Raw genomic sequence first — 16,931 nt, 5'->3', positions numbered from 1 at the left:
TGGAACTACGAGGCCGGGATGAAGGCCCGCTTCGGCGGCGGCGCAGGCTCGCTGACGCTGGCCGGCTTCTACGCCGACATCAAGAACCTGCAGGCGACCATCGACGCCGGCAGCTGCTCGTCGCGGATCATCGCCAACGTCGACTCCGCGAAGTCGGTCGGCTTCGACGCCGAGTTCTCGTACCGCCTGACCGAGAACTTCGACATCTCGGCGGCCGCTTCGTACAACGACGCCGAGCTCACCTCGAGCCTGACGGACGTCACGGGCCAGCCCATCCAGGGCCTGCGCGACGGCAACCGCCTCCCGACCGTGCCGAAGTTCCAGGGCTCGGTCAGCCTGGGCTACGAGCGTGAGATGGCGAACGGTCTGGAAGCCTTCGGCAACCTGACCGCCCAGCACGTCGGCAAGCGCTACACGCAGATCTCCGACCAGGAGAACAACCCGCGGACCGTGGCGCTCTTCCCCAACGTGGGGAACAGCACGGCTGCGACGCTGATCTTCCCGCTGGAGCTGCCGTCGTACGAGATCGTCAACCTGCGCCTCGGCGTGCGGGGCGACGGCTTCGAGTTCGCCGCCTTCGTCAACAACCTGGGCGACGAGCGGGCGAAGCTCGCTATCGACCGCGAGCGCGGCCTGCGCGCCCGCTACGGCTTCCTGACCAACGCGCCGCGCACCTACGGCGTGACGTTCCGGAAGGACTTCTAACACTGCGGATGGGGCGCGGCGGCTCGCCGTCGCGTCTCGCCACACATTCAAAGCCGCGGTATGCCCGCCCCATGGGGAACGGCGTACCGCGGCTTTCGTGTTTCGGCATTCCGGCTGCGGTCATGTCGCTGGCCTGGGCCGGATCGGCCCTCGCGCACAACATCGGCGGCACGGACGCCGCGTTCGTCGCCGCCACGCGCGGACCCGACCCGATCCCGTTCATGTACCTCGGCGCCAAGCACATGGTGACCGGCTACGACCACCTGCTGTTCCTGGTGGGCGTGATCTTCTTCCTGTTCCGGCTGCGCCAGATCGCGCTCTACGTCAGCCTCTTCTCGCTGGGCCACTCGATCACCCTGCTGGCCGGCGTGTTCTTCGACATCCAGGCCGACCCGCACCTGGTGGACGCCGTGATCGGCTTGTCGGTGGCCTACAAGGCCTTCGAGAACCTGGGCGGCTTCCGGACCCTGTTCGGCGTCCAGCCCGACACCCGCGCGGCCGTCCTGGGCTTCGGCCTGATCCACGGCTTCGGCCTGGCCACCAAGCTGCAGGCGCTGAACCTCAATCCCGAGGGGCTGCTTACGAACCTCGTCTCGTTCAACGTAGGCGTCGAGATCGGGCAGATCCTGGCGCTGAGCCTGATCCTGGCGGCAATGACGCTCTGGCGGCGTTCACCCCTGTTCGAGCGCACCGCGGCGGGCGCGAACGTCCTCCTGATGCTGGCGGGCTTCGTCCTCGCAGGTGAGCAGCTGGCCGGCTACATCTTCGGCGGAGCGGTCTCATGAGCGAGCTTCCCACCCGGCCAATGCGGAAAGGCCGTCTGATCCTGGCGACCCTCGGGGCGCTCGCGCTGGCGGTCCTCATCGTGCTGGGCGCGATCCTGCCGGCCGAGTTCGACCAAGACCCGCTGGGCGTGGGCCGGCTTTCGGGCCTGTCGCGGCTGTGGGCGCCGCAGGACGAACAGGTCGACGTGAGCCGCGGCGCCGCGCGGGCCCGCGAGTACGATATCCCGTTCCGCACCGACGTGGTCGAAATCCCGCTGGGCGACTTCCTGGCCGGCGCCGACAAGTCCGAGCTCGAGTACAAGGTGCGCATGAAGAAGGACGCCACCCTGATCTACGCCTGGGAGGTGATCGGGACGCGCGAGCCCCGCGATTTCCACTTCGACCAGCACGGCCATACGACGCCCACCCCCGGCCAGCCGATGTCGGTCGCCACCTACCGCCAGGCGTTCGGGTTGAGGCAACAGGGCGCGCTGACCGCGCCCTTCGACGGCATCCAGGGCTGGCAGTTCTCCAACTCCAGCGAGAAGCCGGTGGTCGTCCGCCTGCGCCTCGCCGGCTTCTACGAGCTGATCCCGGCCGGCCAGCCCGGCAACGAGGCCGGGATCGTCGCCAACGTCCAGGCCGCCCAGGCCCGCCCGACGGCGCCGTGAGGACCCCCGGCTGCAATACGTTCGCCGCAATTGCCGCGCTTCCTGCCGGGACGAGGAGTTCCCGCATGCGTATCGCTTTCGCCTTCGTGGCCGCCCTCCTGGCCACGCCGGCCTTCGCCGCCGACGAGCCTGTCGCCACCGCCTCGGCGACGCCCGCGCCCCAAGCCGCCACGTCCATGACCACGGCCGAGCAGATCGACGCCTACCTCAAGACCTCGCCGACCCTGGATGCGAAGGCGGCCGGCGAGGTGGACGGCGTTGTGGCCCGTGACGACCGCAAGGTGCATGGGGTCGTCTCGGTCGGTGTGGGCACGGGCGGCTATCGCAGCGTCTACGTCGAGACCGACATGCCGGTGGGCGAGAACGGCCGCGTCCGCCTCGCCTTCGAGGACACCAAGGGCGCTCGGGGCTACCCCTACCGCCTTCATGGCCCCGGCCCGCTGGGCATGGTGGACCGCCAGCGCTGCGACCTCGAAGGCATGAGCGCGCCCCGGCCGCTCGACGTGGCCGGCGGGCCGCAGGGCCGCTGCGTGGGCCGCATTCCCGGCTGGTGACGGCTACTTCTTCTCGATCGGCGGCAGCGGATCGGCCTTGGGCCGGCCCTCGGCCTTGAGCTGCGGCTGGATCACGAACTGCTCGTGGCAGGCCACGCAGACCTCGTAGACCTTCGCGCCCTGCTCGAAGACCGCGGCCTTGTCATGCTTCTCGGCCGCGGCGCGGGCGATGAGCGCACGCTCGCTCAGCATCTGGGCGTACTTGTTCCAATCGGCCTCAGGCGCGCGGGTGCGGCCGGGCAGTTGCAGCACGTTGCCGGCTTCCACGAGCATGGTCGCGCCCGTCACCAGGACGTCCCAGCCCTCGTCGGTGGTCGGCGACAGGTCGTGCTCGCCCTTCTCGTCGACCATGGTTCCCGAGTTCTTCCAGTACATGAAGGCCGCCGGGTCGACGAAATGGCCCATGAACTCGGTCATCGGCACGTCGCTGTTGAACTTGGCCTCGCCCGCACCCTTGGCGGCCGGGCCTTTGGGGGAACACGCCGCGAGCGCCGCTGCGCACGCCGCCAGGACGAGGAACTGTTTCAAGACGCCGGACTCCGCAACGACGAGGAAGCCGCACCATAGCCGCGCGGCCGCGGTCCGCCACGTACGGAACGGTTACAATCGAGGTTCAGGCGGCGCGCCGAGGTGTTCGGGCCCGCCCGGAGCTAGACTGTTCTTGCCGACCGGAAGCGAAATCCGGGTTGCGCGTTTCCCTTCCTACTGGCGATACGCAATATACGCCCCCAACAACGCTTCGCCCCGACTCGCAGGACCGCCGCTTGACCACCCTCCCCCTGCCGCCCCCCGCGGAATCCGCCCTCGACCTCATCGGCCGCACGCCGATGGTGGAGCTCACAGGCTTCGACACCGGCCTCTGCCGCCTCTTCGTGAAGCTGGAGAGCGCCAATCCCGGCGGCTCGATCAAGGACCGCATCGCGCGCTCGATGATCGAGGCGGCCGAGAAGGACGGCTCGCTGAAGCCCGGCGGCACCATCGTCGAGGCCACCGCCGGCAACACCGGCCTGGGCCTGGCCCAGGTGGGTATCCTGAAGGGCTACAAGATCCTGCTGGTGGTGCCCGACAAGATGGCGCGGGAGAAAATCCAGCACCTGCGCGCCATGGGCGTCGACGTGCGCATCACCCGCTCGGACGTCGGCAAGGGGCACCCCGAGTACTACCAGGACATGGCCCACGCCATCGCGGCCAAGCTGAACAACGCCGTCTACATCAACCAGTTCTCGAACCCTGCGAACCCGCGGGCGCACGAGACCACCACCGGCCCCGAGATCCTCGAGCAGATGGAAGGCGACATCGACGCCGTGGTGGTGGGCGTGGGTTCGGGCGGCACGCTGACCGGCCTCGGCCGCTTCTTCGCCAAGGCTTCGCCGAAGACCAAGATGGTGCTGGCCGACCCGGTGGGCTCGATCCTGGCGCCCCTGGTCGAGCGCGGCGAGAAGATCGAGCCCGGCTCGTGGGTCGTGGAGGGCATCGGCGAGGACTTCATCCCCGACAACTGCGACCTGGCCCTGGTGGCGAAGGCCTACGAGATCTCGGACACCGAGAGCATCGCCACGGCGCGCGCGCTGCTGGTGAAGGCCGGCATCCTGGGCGGCTCTTCGTCGGGCACGCTGCTGGCCGGCGCCCTGCGCTACTGCCGCGACCAGACCGAGCCTAAGCGGGTGGTCACGCTCGTGTGCGACACCGGCAGCCGCTACCTCTCCAAGGTCTACAACGATAGCTGGGTCGCCGAGCAAGGGCTGGTCGACCGCAAGCTGCACGGCGACCTGCGGGACCTGATCGCCCGCGGCGCCAACTCAGGCGACACCGTCACCGTCGGCCCGGACGACACCCTGCTCACCGCCTACAACCGCATGCGCGCCGCCGACGTCAGCCAGCTGCCGGTGCTGGACGACGGCCGCCTGATCGGCCTGATCGACGAGAGCGACCTCCTGGAGGCTGTCGAGGACCGACGCCAGGACCAGCGCTTCAAGCAGCCTGTCGCCGCGGCCATGACCGCAAAGCTCCACACCCTGCAGGTCGCCGAGCAACTGGATGCGCTGCTCCCCATATTCGAGCGCGACGAGGTCGCGATCGTGATGGAGGGCAAGGAATTCCTGGGCCTCATCACCCGCATCGACCTGATCAACTACCTGAGGCGCGCGGCGTGAAAGACGACAATCTGCAAGGCAAGAACCGCCTGGAGTTCGCCACGCGGGCGATCCACGGTGGCCAGGAGCACGACCCCACCACCGGGGCGGTGATGCCGCCGATCTACGCGACGTCCACCTACGCGCAGACGTCGCCGGGGGTGCACACGGGCTTCGAGTATTCGCGCAGCCAGAACCCGACCCGCTTCGCCCTGGAGCGCGGGATCGCGGACCTGGAGAGCGGGACCAAGGGTTACGCGTTCGCCTCGGGCCTAGCTTCGATCGCGACCCTGCTCGAGGTGCTGGACGCCGGCGACCACATCATTGCCAGCGAAGACCTCTACGGCGGCTCGTTCCGGCTGTTCGACAAGGTGCGCACCCGCTCGGCGGCGCTGCAGGTCAGTTATGTCGACCTCGCCGACCTCTCGGCCATCGAAGCGGCGATCACGTCCAAGACCAGGATGGTCTGGGTGGAGACGCCCACCAACCCGATGCTGCGGCTGGCCGACCTGGAGGCCATCGCCGACCTCTGCCGCAAGCGCGGCCTGATCGCGGCGGCCGACAACACCTTCGCCAGCCCCTACGTCCAGCGCCCGCTGGAGCTGGGCTTCGACGTGGTGATGCACTCGACCACCAAATACATCGGCGGCCACTCCGACGTGGTCGGCGGCGCGCTGGTGGTGGGCGACAACGAGGAGCTGCGCGACAAGCTGACGTTCCTACAGAACGCCATCGGCTCGGTGGCCTCCCCGTTCGACAGCTACCTGACGCTCCGGGGCATGAAGACGCTGGCGCTGCGCATGCAGCGGCACTGCGAGAACGCCCAGGTGATCGCCGAGTGGCTGGAGGCGCGCAAGGAGGTGGCCCAGGTCATCTACCCGGGCCTGAAGAGCCACCCGCAGCACGCGCTGGCCAAGAAGCAGATGGCCGCGCCCGGCGGCATGATCACCGCCGTCCTCGACCGCAACCTCGCCGGCACGCGCGAGATGCTGGAGCGCACGCGGCTGTTCACACTCGCCGAGAGCCTGGGCGGCGTGGAGAGCCTGATCGAGCATCCGGCGATCATGACCCACGCCTCGATCCCCGCGGAGACCCGCGGCCGGATCGGCATCGTGGACGGCCTGATCCGGCTGTCGGTCGGCGTGGAGAACGTCGACGACCTGATCGCGGATTTGGACCGGGCGCTGGGGTAGGGCCAGCGCCCCCTCCACCACTGCGTGGTCTCCCTCCCCCATTAGCATGGGGAGGAACTGGACGGATCGATCGCCTCTGTTCCTCACCCGCTTGCGGGAGAGGGGGGAGAAGGTGAAGTGGTGGAGGGCGCGCTGCCGTTACAAGCCCGGCTCAGTGGACGTGATCGTCAATTGGCGCGGTGGCGTGCTGGCGGATGTCGCGCGCCTCGGCCTCGCGAACGGCGTGCGAGATGTTCAGGCGGTAGAAGACCTGCGCCCGCGGCGCGTTCTTGCGGACCTCCTCCACCAGGCTGCGCCAGTCATAGCGCGGCAGATAGTCGGTGACACCGGCGTCCAGCACGCGCCAGCGCCGACCCTTTCGCTCGGCCAGGACAAGGTTGGCGCCCTGGAACGGCGGCAGCGCCCCATCGGGCAAGTGGCAATAGACGTAGGCCTGCCCCGACGCGCCGCAGACCTCGAGCTTCTCCGACATTCGCACTTCTCCGTTGCTTCCCACCCAACGCGACGAGCGTGCCTCGGGAGTGGCAAGCAGACGTGAACGAACGTGGTTAGAGGAACAGCTCCGCGCAGGCGTCGACGATGGCGTCTACGTCCAGGCGGTAGTGGCGGTAGAGGTCGGGGAGGTCGCCGACCTGGCCGAAGCTGTCGAGGCCGAGCGACGACACCCGCTGGCCTTTGACGCCGCCTAGCCAGGAGAGGGTAGCTGGGGAGCCGTCGACGACGGTGACCAGGCCGGCGCCGGGCGCGAGTTGGCCCAGCAGCGATTCGGCGTGACTTTCCCGGCGGCCGACGCCGGTCCAGCGTCCGCGGCGCGCCGCCATCCAGTCGCGGTGCAGCAGGCCCGGCGAGACCACGTTCAGCACGCCCAGGCCGGGGAGGTCGTCGGCCAGCTGCTCGGCCGCCACCAGCACCTCGGGCGCGACCGCGCCGCAGAAGGCGATGGCGGCGTCGGCGCCCGGGCCGGGCTCCTTCAGCCAGTAGGCGCCCTTCAGCGCCGCCTCACGCCAGCCGTCGTCAGTGCGCTCGACCTGGGTCAGCGACCTGGTCGTCAGGCGCAGGTAGACCGAGCCGCCGTCGTCGGCCTGCATGTGCTCGAACGACCAGCGCATGACCTCTGAGAGTTCGTCGACGAAGGCCGGCTCGAAGTAGGTGAGGCCCGGCTGGCCGATGCCGATCAGCGGCGTGTAGATCGACTGGTGCGCGCCGCCCTCGGGGCCGAGGGTCAGGCCGGACGGCGTGGCCACCAGCATGAAGCGGGCATCCTGGTAGCAGGCGTAGTTCAGGGCATCGAGGCCGCGGCTGATGAAGGGGTCGTAGACCGTCCCGATCGGCAGCAGCCGCTCGCCGAACAGCGGGGCCGACAGGCCGAAGGCCGCGAGGTTCAGGAACAGGTTGTGCTCGGCGATGCCCAGCTCGACGTGCTGGCCCGCGGCCTTGCCGGCCCAGCGCTGCGGCGAGGGGATCTTGGCGTCGCGGAACACGTCGGCGGTCTCGCGCCGGCGGAACAGGCCGCGCTGGTTCACGAACCCGCCGAGGTTGGTGGAAACCGTCACGTCCGGGCTGGTGGTGACGATGCGGTCGGCCAGGGGATGGCCGCTCTTGGCGAGGTCCAACAGGATGCGGCCGAAGGCCTGCTGCGTGGATTGCTCAGCGCCCTCGGGGCTGGGGAACTCGGCGCGCGGCGGCACGGGAATGCTGGCCGCGACGTGCTGACGCCTGGCCGGCTGGGCGAAAGGTGCGGCGTCGATGTAGGCGCGGACCTCGTCCGCTTCTTCCTTCGAAAGCCCTGCGAGCGGCTCCCACTCCTGGCCCTCGGCTACGCCCATGGCGGCGCGCAGGGCCTCGACCTGGGTCGGCGTCATCAGGCCGGCGTGGTTGTCCTTGTGCCCCTGCAGCGGCAGGCCGAAGCCCTTGACGGTGTAGGCGATGAAGAGCGTGGGCGTGTCGTCCTGGGCCGCGTCGAACGCCTCGGTGAGCGTCTCGATGCAGTGGCCGCCCAGGCCGATCATCAGCTGGTGCAGGTCCTCGTCGGTGAAGCTCTCGAGCAAGGTGCGCACGCCGGGGCCGCGGCCGATGTCAGCCATCAGCCGCTCGCGCCAGGCCGCGCCGCCCTGGTAGGTCAGCGCCGCGAACTCGGCGTTGGGGCAGGCTTCGATCCAGTCGCGCAGGGTCTTGCCGCCCGGGCGGGCGAAGGCGCGCATCTGGGCCTTGCCCCACTTCAGGGTCACCACGCGCCAGCCGGCGGTCTCGAAGATATCGTCGAACCGGTCGAACATCCGGTCGGCGGTGGTCGCGTCCAGGCTCTGGCGGTTGTAGTCCACGATCCACCAGCAGTTCCGGATGTCGTGCTTGTAGGCCTCGATCAGGCACTCGTAGATGTTGCCCTCGTCGAGCTCGGCGTCGCCCAGGGTGGCCACGAAGCGGCCGCGCCGTTCGTTCGCCAGCCAGCCGTGGCCCGTGAGGTAGTCCTGCATCAGCGAGGCGAAGGCGGTGATCGCCACGCCCAGGCCCACCGAGCCGGTGGAGAAATCGACGTCGTCCTTGTCCTTGGTCCGCGAGGGGTACGACTGCGCGCCGCCGAAGCTGCGGAAGCCTTCGAGCTGCTCGCGGGTCTGGCGGCCCAACAGGTACTGGGCGGCGTGGAACACGGGGCTGGCGTGCGGCTTCACCGCCACCCGGTCCTCGGGCTTCAGCGCATGGAAGTAGAGCGCCGTCAGGATCGTGGTCATCGACGCGCACGACGCCTGGTGGCCGCCGACCTTCAGCCCGTCGCGGCTTTCGCGGAGGTGATTGGCGTTGTGGATCGTCCAGGTGGCGAGCCAGCGCAGCCGCTCGTCGATGCGGCTCAGGATCTCGGCGTCGCGTTCGGCGCCGCGATTGTGACCAGGAAGCGCGGCGGTCTGGGACTGGGGCATGGAAAGCGCGGCCGTTAGCGAACTGGAGGGACGATGTTGCGCCGGATGACCGGCGACAGGGTGCGTTGATCCCGGTTCTAGCAGACTTCAGGGTCGAACGTCAGGCGCAGCCGCGACGGGCTCGGATCACCGTTCGTTCTCGAAAAACCGGTACGTTGCGATTGACGGGCCGAAAACGATGAGGCCAGTCTGGCGGCGCAAGAGCGGGCCCTCGAGAGCGCGCCTGGGAGAAACGCCATGACGACAGCGCCGGCTTCCGCCGACCGCCTGCCTTTGCGCACGAAACTCGCGTTCGGTGTGGGGAGCGCCGCGGAGATCATCGCCCTCTTCTCGGTCTCCAGCTACGCGCTGCTGTTCTACAATCAGGTGCTGGGGGTCAGCGCCGCCTGGGTCGGCTTGGCCATCTCGGCCAGCTTCGTCCTCGATGCACTGATCGAGCCGATCGTGGGGTCCTGGTCCGATCGGACGAGCAACAGCAAATGGGGCCGTCGGCACCCGTGGATGTTCGCAGCGCCGATCCCGATCGCCATCTCATTCTATGCGATCTTCAACCCGCCGGACGGCCTCTCCCCCCTGGCCCTGGCGATCTGGTGCGCGCTGTCGGTGTCGTGCATGCGCTGGGCGATGAGCGCCTACCACACGCCGCACCTGGCGCTGGGGGCCGAGCTCTCGCCGCACTACACTGAGCGGTCGAAGGTGATGGCCTACAACAGCTTCTTCAGCTGGGCGGGCGGGTCGAGCATGTCGTACATCGCGCTCACCTTCTTCTTCCCCAAGACGGAGGAGTTCCACAACGGCCTCTTGAACCCGGCGCCCTGGCCGGCCTTCGCCGGAACCATGGCCGTCGCGGTCGTCGCCATCCTGCTGGTCTCCGCGTGGTTCACCCGAGACCGGATTCCCTTCCTGCCCAAGCCCGCCGCCGACACGCCGAAGTTCAGCCCGGTCGAGTTCTTCAAGGACATGGGCAAGGCGCTGACCAACGTGAACTACGTGTGGCTCCTGGTCGGGTACTTCTTCCTGTCCATGATGATCGGCCTGCGTGAGGGCCTTCGACTCTACGTCTACGGCTTCTACTGGCAGATCTCGTCCAGCGACCTGCGCTGGTTCATCATCGGCAGCTTCGCCGGCTATGCGACGGCCTTCATCTTCGCCGCGCGGATGCACGGCAAGTTCGACAAGAAGCTCACGATCATCTGGTCAGGGCTGGCCTATGCGGTGATCCCGGCGATCCCGATCGTGTTGGGCCAGTTCGGCGTGCTGCGCGCGAACACGCCGGGGCTGCTGCCGATCCTGATCACCTTCGCGGCGCTGGCCTACGGCGCGCTCAGCATCCTGTCGATCAGCGTCATGTCGGCCCTCGCCGATGTCGCGGACGAGAACGAGCTGAAGCACGGCGTGCGCCAGGAGGGCATCCTCTATTCGACGCGCGCGCTGGCGGCGAAACTGGACCAGGCGATGGGCACCGCGATCGCGGGCGCCGTCATCACGTTCATCGCGTTCCCCGAGAAGGCCAAGCCGGGATCGGTGCCCTCGGACGTGCTGTTCAACCTCGCCCTCTGGGACGGCGCGCTGGCGGCTGTCCCCGGCGTGATCGCCGCGGTCTGCTACGGGCGGTACCGGATCAACAAGGCCAGCTACGAGGCGACGCGGACGGCGCTCGCTGCGCGTCGACGCGAGCCGCAGGCCGGGCCAGACACGGTCGCGACCCCGGCTGCAGGAGCCGCCGCGGCGACACCGGCCGAGTGATCAGCCCTTCGGCAGGGTCGGCGGCAGGCCCGACATGAGCGCCTGCATGAGGCTGCCGGTGTAGGCCGCGTGGCCCACGTGGGTGAGGCGCGCGTCGAAGTCAGCCCAGATCTCGCCGCCCAGGTCGCGCCAGCGACGGCAGAAGGCGTAGTCCTCCGAGAGGTACTGGCCGGTCTCGGGCTCGACCATGGTGTCGAACACCATCACCGCCTCGGGGGCCAGGGTGTCGTGCATGTCGCCCATCTTGGCGCGCAGCTCGGGATGGGCGTCACAGATGCGCTGCATCGCCTGGCGCTTGATCATCAGGAAGCCGGTGCCGCCGTAGGCCACCTTGGCGAAGCCGTCGTTGACCTCGACGCTCTTGTCGGGCGTAGGCAGGAAGCGGACGACGTAGCCGATGCCGGCGGCCTGCAGGTCGGCCACGTCGGCCTTGGCGGCGGCGCGAACCTTGTCCCAGTCGATGCTCTTCAGGGGGCAGACCGCGGCGATCACCTCCTTGTCGGCGTCGAGCAGGCGGAAGACGTTCTGCGGCAGGAAGGCGATGTCGGCGTCGATGAAGAGCAGGTGCGTGGCCTGCGGGTGGGCCAGGAACTGCGCCGCCAGCCGCGAGCGCCCGCGGGTGATCAGCGCCTCGCCGCCCATCATCTCGATCTGCAGGCCGACGCCCCGCTCGCGGCAGGCGTCGTGCAGCAGGAGCATCGACTTGACGAAGTGGAGCGTGAGTTGGCCGCCGTAGCAGGGGACGGCCAGGTAGATGAAGTGCTTCGGCGTCTCGGACATGGCGCGGACCATAGTGGCCGCGCCCGGTCAGTAAAGGCGGCTCAGGTGGCGACCGCGCGGGCGAGGCGCTGGGTGGCGAGGTAGCCCACGACGGCGACCGACACGCCCACCAGGTCGGCGATCAAGTCCAGCGGGTCGGCGTGGCGGCCCCAGCCCATGGTCCCCTGCAGCCCCTCGATCAGCAGCCCGAAGGCCAGCGCGAAGGCCGGGATCGCGAGGCGGCGACGGGGCGCCAGCAGGTAGCCGGTGGCGGCCAGGACAAACCAGGCGGCAGCGTGCTCGAAGCGGTCGCCGACGCCGGGGTCGGGCAGGTCCCTGGATGGAACCACGCAGATCACGGTGAGGATCGCGACGGCCAGGGCGTAGAGGCCAAGGCGCACGGGGCGCGGAAACCGATAGGGGAGCATCGCCCTTACTTGCACGTCCGATTGCGGCTCTCTAGCGTCCGCGCCGCTGAGAACGTGTGCAGGAGCGGCGTGGTGGCCATCGAAGCGGTGATCTGGGATTTCGGCGGGGTGTTCACCTCCTCGCCCTTCGAGGCCTTCAATCGGCTGGAGGCCGAACTGGGCGCGCCGATCGACCACATCCGCAAGGTCAACGCGACCAACCACCACGACAACGCCTGGGCGCTGTTCGAGCGGAACGAGATCGACGCCGCCCGCTTCGACCAGCTGTTCCTGGAGGAGTCGACGGCGCTGGGCTTCCCGATCCGCGGCGCCGATGTGCTGCCGAAGCTGTCGGGCGAACTGCGGCCGCGGATGGTGGCGGCGCTGAAGGCTTGCAAGCAGCGCTTCAAGGTTGGGTGCATCACCAACAACGTCGTCTCGATGCACAGCCCCGGGCAGAACGAAATCCAGCGCGCCGCCGGCGCCATGGGCCAGGTGATGCCGCTGTTCGACGCCATCATCGAGAGCAGCAAGGCGGGCATCCGAAAGCCTGACCCGCGCATCTACCTGATGATGTGCGACCTCCTGGCCGTGCAGCCCGCGGCCTGCGTCTATCTCGACGACCTGGGCATCAACTGCAAGCCGGCGGCGGGGCTGGGCATGAAGGCGATAAAGGTGGTCGACGTGGACCAGACCCTGGCCGACCTGGCCGCCGCCACAGGCCTCACCTTCGACGCGGAGGAACCGGCATGACGAGACCATCGAAGATAGGCGCCGAGGCGGCGCTGGCGAAACTGCCGGGCTGGAGCAAGGTGGAGGGCGACCGCGACGCGATCCAGCGGACGTTCAGGTTCAAGGACTTCAACGAAGCGTTTGGGTTCATGACCCGCGTGGCGATCAAGGCCGACCAGCTCGACCACCATCCGGAGTGGTTCAACGTCTACAACCGCGTCGACGTCACCCTCGCGACCCACGACGCCGACGGCGTCACCGAGCTGGATGTGACCCTGGCCTCATTCATGAACGAGGTGGCGGGCGCTTAGTTGACGATGATGGCGCCCAGCAGGACGCGGGCGCCGGGGCGGCCCAAAATGGCGTCGGTCTGCCGCTGCAGGCTCTGGGCGATGTATTCTGCGTTCGGCAGCGCGCCCGAGGGCAGGCCGGCCGCATAGGCCTGGATCGTCTGGACGTAGGCGGCGCGCAGGCGGGGCACGGACTGTTCGGCGCGGGTGCGCAAGCCTGCGTCCGGCACGTCGAGGCCGCAGTCCACCGAGAGCACGCCGCGGCCGCCGCTCCCGCGGATGGTGGTGCCCAGCAGGGTCTGGATGGGGACGTAGGAGCCGCCGCCCGACTTCTTCTTCTCCCCGCCCGAGGCTAGGGCCGCGCCGGGCAGGGCCGCGACGGCGATCAGGCTGAGGAAGAGGCGACGCTGCATCACCCGCGAAAGATCGTCGGTTATGGTTAGCGGTCCATTTACGTGCGGCTGCGAAGACAGGGCAGAAGAGCGATTGCTGCGGAGCGCCCCTTGGGCCGATTTGCGCCGACCAACCTCGACCTCGACGGCAAGGTCATCCTCGTCACCGGCGGCACCGGCTCGTTCGGCCGCCGCTTCATCGAGACCGTGCTGACGCGCGCCAAGCCGCGCAAGCTCATCGTCTATTCCCGCGACGAGCTGAAGCAGAGCGAGATGCAGATCGACTACTCCGAGCGCTTCAGCCCAGAGCAGCAGCGGGCCATGCGCTACTTCCTGGGCGACGTGCGCGACCGCGAGCGGCTGTCGCTGGCTGTGCGGGGCGTCGACATCGTCATCCACGCCGCGGCGCTGAAGCAGGTGCCGGCGGCCGAGTACAATCCCTCGGAGTGCATTCACACCAACGTGCTGGGCGCCGAGAACGTGGTCTGGGCGTGCCTGGCCAACCGGGTGAAGCAGGTGGTGGCGCTCTCCACCGACAAGGCCTGCAACCCGATCAACCTCTACGGCGCGACCAAGCTGGCCTCGGACAAGACCTTCGTGGCGGCCAACAACCTGTCGGGCGACATCGGCACCCGTTTCGCCGTGGTCCGCTACGGCAACGTGGTGGGCTCCAGAGGCTCGGTGATCCCGTTCTTCAACCGGCTGATCCAGCGCGGCGCGACCGAGCTGCCGATCACCGACCCCAGGATGACGCGGTTCCTGATCACCCTGGGCGAAGGCGTCGACTTCGTACTGTCGTCGCTCAGCACCATGCACGGCGGCGAGATCTTCGTGCCCAAGATCCCCTCCATGAAGATCACCGACATCGCCGAGACGCTCGCGCCCGGCCTGGCGCAGAAGACCGTCGGCATCCGCCCGGGCGAGAAGCTGCACGAGATGATGATCTCGGCCGACGACGCGCGGAACACCGTCGACCTCGGCGACCGCTACGCCATCGAGCCGGCGTTCGTGGAATACACGCGCGAGGCTCTGAAGGGCGGGCGGCTGGACGACGAGTTCAGCTACGCCAGCGACACCAACCACGAATGGCTGGACGGTCCCGGGCTGATGGCCATGCTGGCCGAGGACAAGCCCAAGGAGCGCCGCCGCCGGGCGGACGACTGATCATGCTCCCCTACGGCCGCCAGACCATCGAGGACGACGACATCGCCGCGGTGGCGCAGGCGCTGAAGGCCGACTTCCTCACCACCGGCCCGACGGTCGACGCGTTCGAGCGGGCCTTCGCAGAGACGGTGGGCGCGCGCCACGCGGTGGCCTGCGCCAACGGCACGGCAGCGCTGCACCTGGCCATGCTGGCGCTGGCCGTGAAGCCGGGCGAGGTGGTGATCGCACCCTCGATCACCTTCCTGGCCACCGCCAACTGCGCCCGTTACGTGGGCGCCGACGTGGTGTTCGCCGACGTCGACCCCGACACCGGCCTGATGACCCCGGACACCCTGGCCGAGGCGCTCGGCCGCGTGGGTGGGCGCAAGCTCCGCGCGGTCCTGCCGGTGCACCTGCGCGGCGACGCCTGCGACCTGCCGGGGCTCGAGGCGCTGGCGCGTGAGGCCGGCGCTGTGCTCGTCGAAGACGCGCCACATGCCGTCGGAACGACGATGAAGTTCGGCAATACGACGGAAATCGTTGGCGATGTGCGCCACTCGGCCATGGCGACGTTCTCGTTCCACCCGGTGAAGACCATCGCCACCGGCGAGGGCGGCATGGTCACGACCAACGACGCGGCGCTGGCCCAGCGGCTGCGCGTCCTGCGCTCGCACGGCATGGTGCGGCCCGAGGGCTGCGAGCCCTGGTGGTACGAGATGCCCGAGCCGGGCTTCAACTACCGCCTGCCCGACATCCTCTGCGCGCTCGGTCTGTCGCAGCTCGCGAAACTGCCGCGGTTCGCCGCCCGCCGCCGGGCGCTGGCCGCGGCCTACCGCGACGCGCTGACGCCGCTCGCGCCCGTGGTCCGCATCGCGACGCAGCCGGCGTGGAGCGACCCGGTGCTGCACCTGCTGGTCGCGCTGATCGACTTCGAGGCCGCGGGCCGCACGCGCCGCGAGGTGGTTGACGCCTTGAAGGCGCGCGGCGTGGGCACGCAGGTCCACTACATCCCGGTCCACCGTCAGCCCTACTACCGCAACCTCTACGGCGAGCTCGACCTGCCGGGCGCCGAAGCCTGGTACGCCCGCTGCCTGTCGCTGCCGCTCTATCCCGGCATGGCGGACGACGACGTGGCGAAGGTCGCTGCGGCGCTGAAGGACGTGCTGGGACTCTAAGCCGCCATGCCTGCCTGTTGGATCAGGTCGCGGACCTGGGCCATCTGATCGGGGGCGGCGGCGAGGGCGGCGCGGGTGTCGTCCAGGCGGAAGAGCTTGATCGCCTCGGTGCGGGCGCGGCTGGCGGCCGGGCCCATGGGCGCGGATTCCCCGGCGGCCAGCCTCAGGAGCAGCATCAGGCGGTGGAGCAGCGGCGCGTTGGCGCGCGCGAGATGGGCCGTCAGCTTGGCGCGGCTCTCGACCTCGCCGCCCACGTCGCCCAGCTTCTCCTGGATCGGCTGGTAGTCGGAGGGGGTGAGGCCGCAGCGGCCGACCGCCCTGTGCAGCGCCGCGAGCTGAGCCAGGCGCGCGACCGGGCTCTCCTCGCTGCCCGTCATCTCCTTCTCGAAGCGGAGCGAGCAGACGATGGCCTTCAACCAGCCGCCGGCCTGGCGCTTGTTGGCGACGCCAATGACGTTCTCGGTCAGCCAGATCAGCGCCTCGATCTCCTCGTGGGCGCTCTTGCCCTGGCCCAGGTAGGCTTCCACGAAGTCGCCGGTCACCAGCATCCGCGAGCGCACGGTGAAGGCCGACTGCACCTCTTCGAGCGGCAGCAACTTGCCGGCCGCGGCGGTCAGCGACATGGCCAGCGCCCGCAGCACGTCGATCTCGCGCTCGGCGTCGCCGGGGCAGAGCCGCCGGGGGCCCGTCAGCTCGCGCAGGATGCGGCGGCCGATGGCCGCGCGGGTGTCGTTGAAGCCCTCGCCCGACAGCCACTTGGCCAGGCGCACCGCCAGCTCGGAGAGCTCGGGCATCACCTTCTTCACCGACGCCTCGATCGACATCAGCTTCTCGACCGAGTCGTAGGCCGCCAGCCGGGTCATGGCCGCCAGGTTCGCGCCCAGGTCCTCGCCCTTGCCCAGCACGTCGGTCATGCCTGGCTTGGCTTCGAGGATCTCGGCCAGCGGCTGCTGGACGGTGGAGAGCGCCAGGCCTCGGCCCTGCCCCTTCTCGGGGGCCGCGTCGGCCAGGTCCATCAGGCGGTCGACCTTGTCGGCCCAGCTGCGCGCCGGGGCGATCGAGGCGGCGACGCCGGCGCCCAGCAGGTAGCCGCGCTCCGGATCGGTGGCCAGGCGCTCGGCGGCCTTGGCGAAGCCTTCCTTGTCGAGGTCGGGCAACGTCCCTTTTCGCGAATCCTTGAGCAGGCGCTCGACGGTGCGCTCGATCAGGCCTTGGAAGATCCGGATCAGCTCGTGCACCGACATGTCGCGGGCATGGGCCTCGGGGACGGCGATCTTCTGGATGGCGTGCTGCAGGTCGATGCCCGAGGCCTCGAGCTTCTCGACGAGGTCGGGCCGGTGGAGCAGCTCGAAT

The 16,931-nt window shown here is 69.2% G+C and carries 18 protein-coding genes; 11 read left to right on the top strand and 7 right to left on the bottom strand.

Annotated elements, in window-relative coordinates:
* The 4 genes from VGD44_RS14995 to VGD44_RS14980 all read left to right on the top strand — a co-directional run.
* The coding region (locus VGD44_RS14995; RefSeq protein ID WP_331088459.1) for a TonB-dependent receptor domain-containing protein at nucleotides 1–705 on the top strand (705 nt) is incomplete at its 5' end.
* Between the two features lie 122 nt (nucleotides 706–827).
* A complete protein-coding gene (locus VGD44_RS14990) occupies nucleotides 828–1,490 on the top strand; it encodes a HupE/UreJ family protein (protein ID WP_331088457.1) in 663 nt (220 codons plus the stop codon).
* The gene (locus VGD44_RS14985; RefSeq protein ID WP_331088455.1) at nucleotides 1,487–2,140 is read left to right on the top strand and encodes a hypothetical protein; all 654 of its coding nucleotides are present in this window, start codon (nucleotides 1,487–1,489) and stop codon (nucleotides 2,138–2,140) included. Before VGD44_RS14990 ends, VGD44_RS14985 begins: the two co-directional genes overlap by 4 nt.
* Nucleotides 2,141–2,205: 65 nt before the next feature.
* Complete coding sequence (locus tag VGD44_RS14980; RefSeq protein ID WP_331088453.1) at nucleotides 2,206–2,694, top strand: hypothetical protein; 489 nt, start codon at nucleotides 2,206–2,208, stop codon at nucleotides 2,692–2,694.
* A gap of 3 nt (nucleotides 2,695–2,697) precedes the next feature.
* Here VGD44_RS14980 and VGD44_RS14975 read toward each other — a convergent pair whose 3' ends face one another.
* A complete protein-coding gene (locus VGD44_RS14975; protein ID WP_331088451.1) occupies nucleotides 2,698–3,222 on the bottom strand; it encodes a hypothetical protein in 525 nt (174 codons plus the stop codon).
* Between the two features lie 236 nt (nucleotides 3,223–3,458).
* Here VGD44_RS14975 and VGD44_RS14970 point away from each other — a divergent pair, with 236 nt between their 5' ends.
* Both VGD44_RS14970 and VGD44_RS14965 read left to right on the top strand, forming a co-directional pair.
* Entirely contained in the window at nucleotides 3,459–4,847 is a 1,389-nt protein-coding gene (locus tag VGD44_RS14970; RefSeq protein ID WP_331088449.1) for a cystathionine beta-synthase, read from the top strand.
* Nucleotides 4,844–6,019 carry a cystathionine gamma-synthase gene (locus VGD44_RS14965; protein WP_331088447.1) on the top strand — a complete coding sequence of 392 codons (1,176 nt, stop codon included), beginning with the start codon at nucleotides 4,844–4,846 and terminating at the stop codon, nucleotides 6,017–6,019. Before VGD44_RS14970 ends, VGD44_RS14965 begins: the two co-directional genes overlap by 4 nt.
* Nucleotides 6,020–6,170: 151 nt before the next feature.
* Here VGD44_RS14965 and VGD44_RS14960 read toward each other — a convergent pair whose 3' ends face one another.
* Both VGD44_RS14960 and VGD44_RS14955 read right to left on the bottom strand, forming a co-directional pair.
* Complete coding sequence (locus VGD44_RS14960) at nucleotides 6,171–6,491, bottom strand: hypothetical protein (RefSeq protein ID WP_331088445.1); 321 nt, start codon at nucleotides 6,489–6,491, stop codon at nucleotides 6,171–6,173.
* A 76-nt stretch (nucleotides 6,492–6,567) separates the two neighbouring features.
* Nucleotides 6,568–8,934, bottom strand: coding sequence for a transketolase (locus tag VGD44_RS14955; protein ID WP_331088443.1), 2,367 nt, complete (start codon nucleotides 8,932–8,934; stop codon nucleotides 6,568–6,570).
* A gap of 237 nt (nucleotides 8,935–9,171) precedes the next feature.
* On the opposite strand from VGD44_RS14955, the gene VGD44_RS14950 reads away from it, so the two are divergent.
* Entirely contained in the window at nucleotides 9,172–10,680 is a 1,509-nt protein-coding gene (locus tag VGD44_RS14950; RefSeq protein ID WP_331088441.1) for an MFS transporter, read from the top strand.
* Here the strand turns inward: VGD44_RS14950 and VGD44_RS14945 are convergent, their stop codons facing one another.
* Complete coding sequence (locus VGD44_RS14945; RefSeq protein WP_331088439.1) at nucleotides 10,681–11,460, bottom strand: hypothetical protein; 780 nt, start codon at nucleotides 11,458–11,460, stop codon at nucleotides 10,681–10,683.
* Nucleotides 11,461–11,501: 41 nt separating this feature from the next.
* Nucleotides 11,502–11,867, bottom strand: a complete 366-nt coding sequence (locus tag VGD44_RS14940) for a hypothetical protein (protein ID WP_331088437.1) — start codon at nucleotides 11,865–11,867, stop codon at nucleotides 11,502–11,504.
* Nucleotides 11,868–11,939: 72 nt separating this feature from the next.
* Here VGD44_RS14940 and VGD44_RS14935 point away from each other — a divergent pair, with 72 nt between their 5' ends.
* Both VGD44_RS14935 and VGD44_RS14930 read left to right on the top strand, forming a co-directional pair.
* Nucleotides 11,940–12,599 carry an HAD-IA family hydrolase gene (locus tag VGD44_RS14935; protein WP_331088435.1) on the top strand — a complete coding sequence of 220 codons (660 nt, stop codon included), beginning with the start codon at nucleotides 11,940–11,942 and terminating at the stop codon, nucleotides 12,597–12,599.
* Entirely contained in the window at nucleotides 12,596–12,889 is a 294-nt protein-coding gene (locus VGD44_RS14930) for a 4a-hydroxytetrahydrobiopterin dehydratase (RefSeq protein ID WP_331088433.1), read from the top strand. The genes VGD44_RS14935 and VGD44_RS14930 overlap by 4 nt, the downstream gene beginning before the upstream one ends.
* On the opposite strand, the gene VGD44_RS14925 is transcribed toward VGD44_RS14930, so the two are convergent.
* Entirely contained in the window at nucleotides 12,886–13,281 is a 396-nt protein-coding gene (locus VGD44_RS14925; protein ID WP_331088431.1) for a Tat pathway signal protein, read from the bottom strand. The genes VGD44_RS14930 and VGD44_RS14925 overlap by 4 nt on opposite strands.
* A 90-nt stretch (nucleotides 13,282–13,371) precedes the next feature.
* Here VGD44_RS14925 and pseB point away from each other — a divergent pair, with 90 nt between their 5' ends.
* On the top strand, nucleotides 13,372–14,424 hold the full coding sequence (pseB, locus tag VGD44_RS14920; RefSeq protein ID WP_331088429.1) for a UDP-N-acetylglucosamine 4,6-dehydratase (inverting): 1,053 nt from the start codon (nucleotides 13,372–13,374) through the stop codon (nucleotides 14,422–14,424).
* Between the two features lie 2 nt (nucleotides 14,425–14,426).
* Nucleotides 14,427–15,578 carry a UDP-4-amino-4,6-dideoxy-N-acetyl-beta-L-altrosamine transaminase gene (gene pseC / locus VGD44_RS14915; protein ID WP_331088427.1) on the top strand — a complete coding sequence of 384 codons (1,152 nt, stop codon included), beginning with the start codon at nucleotides 14,427–14,429 and terminating at the stop codon, nucleotides 15,576–15,578.
* On the opposite strand, the gene VGD44_RS14910 is transcribed toward pseC, so the two are convergent.
* Nucleotides 15,575–16,931, bottom strand: a 1,357-nt coding sequence (locus VGD44_RS14910) for a hypothetical protein (protein WP_331088424.1), incomplete at its 5' end; no start/stop codon positions are given. The genes pseC and VGD44_RS14910 overlap by 4 nt on opposite strands.

It is taken from the genome of Phenylobacterium sp. (assembly GCF_036402295.1).
Lineage (GTDB): Bacteria > Pseudomonadota > Alphaproteobacteria > Caulobacterales > Caulobacteraceae > Phenylobacterium.
This window is presented reverse-complemented; position numbering and strand designations above follow the sequence as displayed.

Excerpts from the sequence above, each read along its gene's own strand:
- VGD44_RS14985 (WP_331088455.1), top strand. The coding sequence starts at position 1,487 with ATGAGCGAGCTTCCCACCCGGCCAATGCGGAAAGGCCGTCTGATCCTG.
- VGD44_RS14940 (WP_331088437.1), bottom strand. The coding sequence starts at position 11,867 with ATGCTCCCCTATCGGTTTCCGCGCCCCGTGCGCCTTGGCCTCTACGCC.
- VGD44_RS14950 (WP_331088441.1), top strand. The coding sequence starts at position 9,172 with ATGACGACAGCGCCGGCTTCCGCCGACCGCCTGCCTTTGCGCACGAAA.
- pseC (WP_331088427.1), top strand. The coding sequence starts at position 14,427 with ATGCTCCCCTACGGCCGCCAGACCATCGAGGACGACGACATCGCCGCG.
- VGD44_RS14960 (WP_331088445.1), bottom strand. The coding sequence starts at position 6,491 with ATGTCGGAGAAGCTCGAGGTCTGCGGCGCGTCGGGGCAGGCCTACGTC.
- VGD44_RS14955 (WP_331088443.1), bottom strand. The coding sequence starts at position 8,934 with ATGCCCCAGTCCCAGACCGCCGCGCTTCCTGGTCACAATCGCGGCGCC.
- VGD44_RS14945 (WP_331088439.1), bottom strand. The coding sequence starts at position 11,460 with ATGTCCGAGACGCCGAAGCACTTCATCTACCTGGCCGTCCCCTGCTAC.
- VGD44_RS14980 (WP_331088453.1), top strand. The coding sequence starts at position 2,206 with ATGCGTATCGCTTTCGCCTTCGTGGCCGCCCTCCTGGCCACGCCGGCC.
- VGD44_RS14925 (WP_331088431.1), bottom strand. The coding sequence starts at position 13,281 with ATGCAGCGTCGCCTCTTCCTCAGCCTGATCGCCGTCGCGGCCCTGCCC.
- VGD44_RS14930 (WP_331088433.1), top strand. The coding sequence starts at position 12,596 with ATGACGAGACCATCGAAGATAGGCGCCGAGGCGGCGCTGGCGAAACTG.
- VGD44_RS14990 (WP_331088457.1), top strand. The coding sequence starts at position 828 with ATGTCGCTGGCCTGGGCCGGATCGGCCCTCGCGCACAACATCGGCGGC.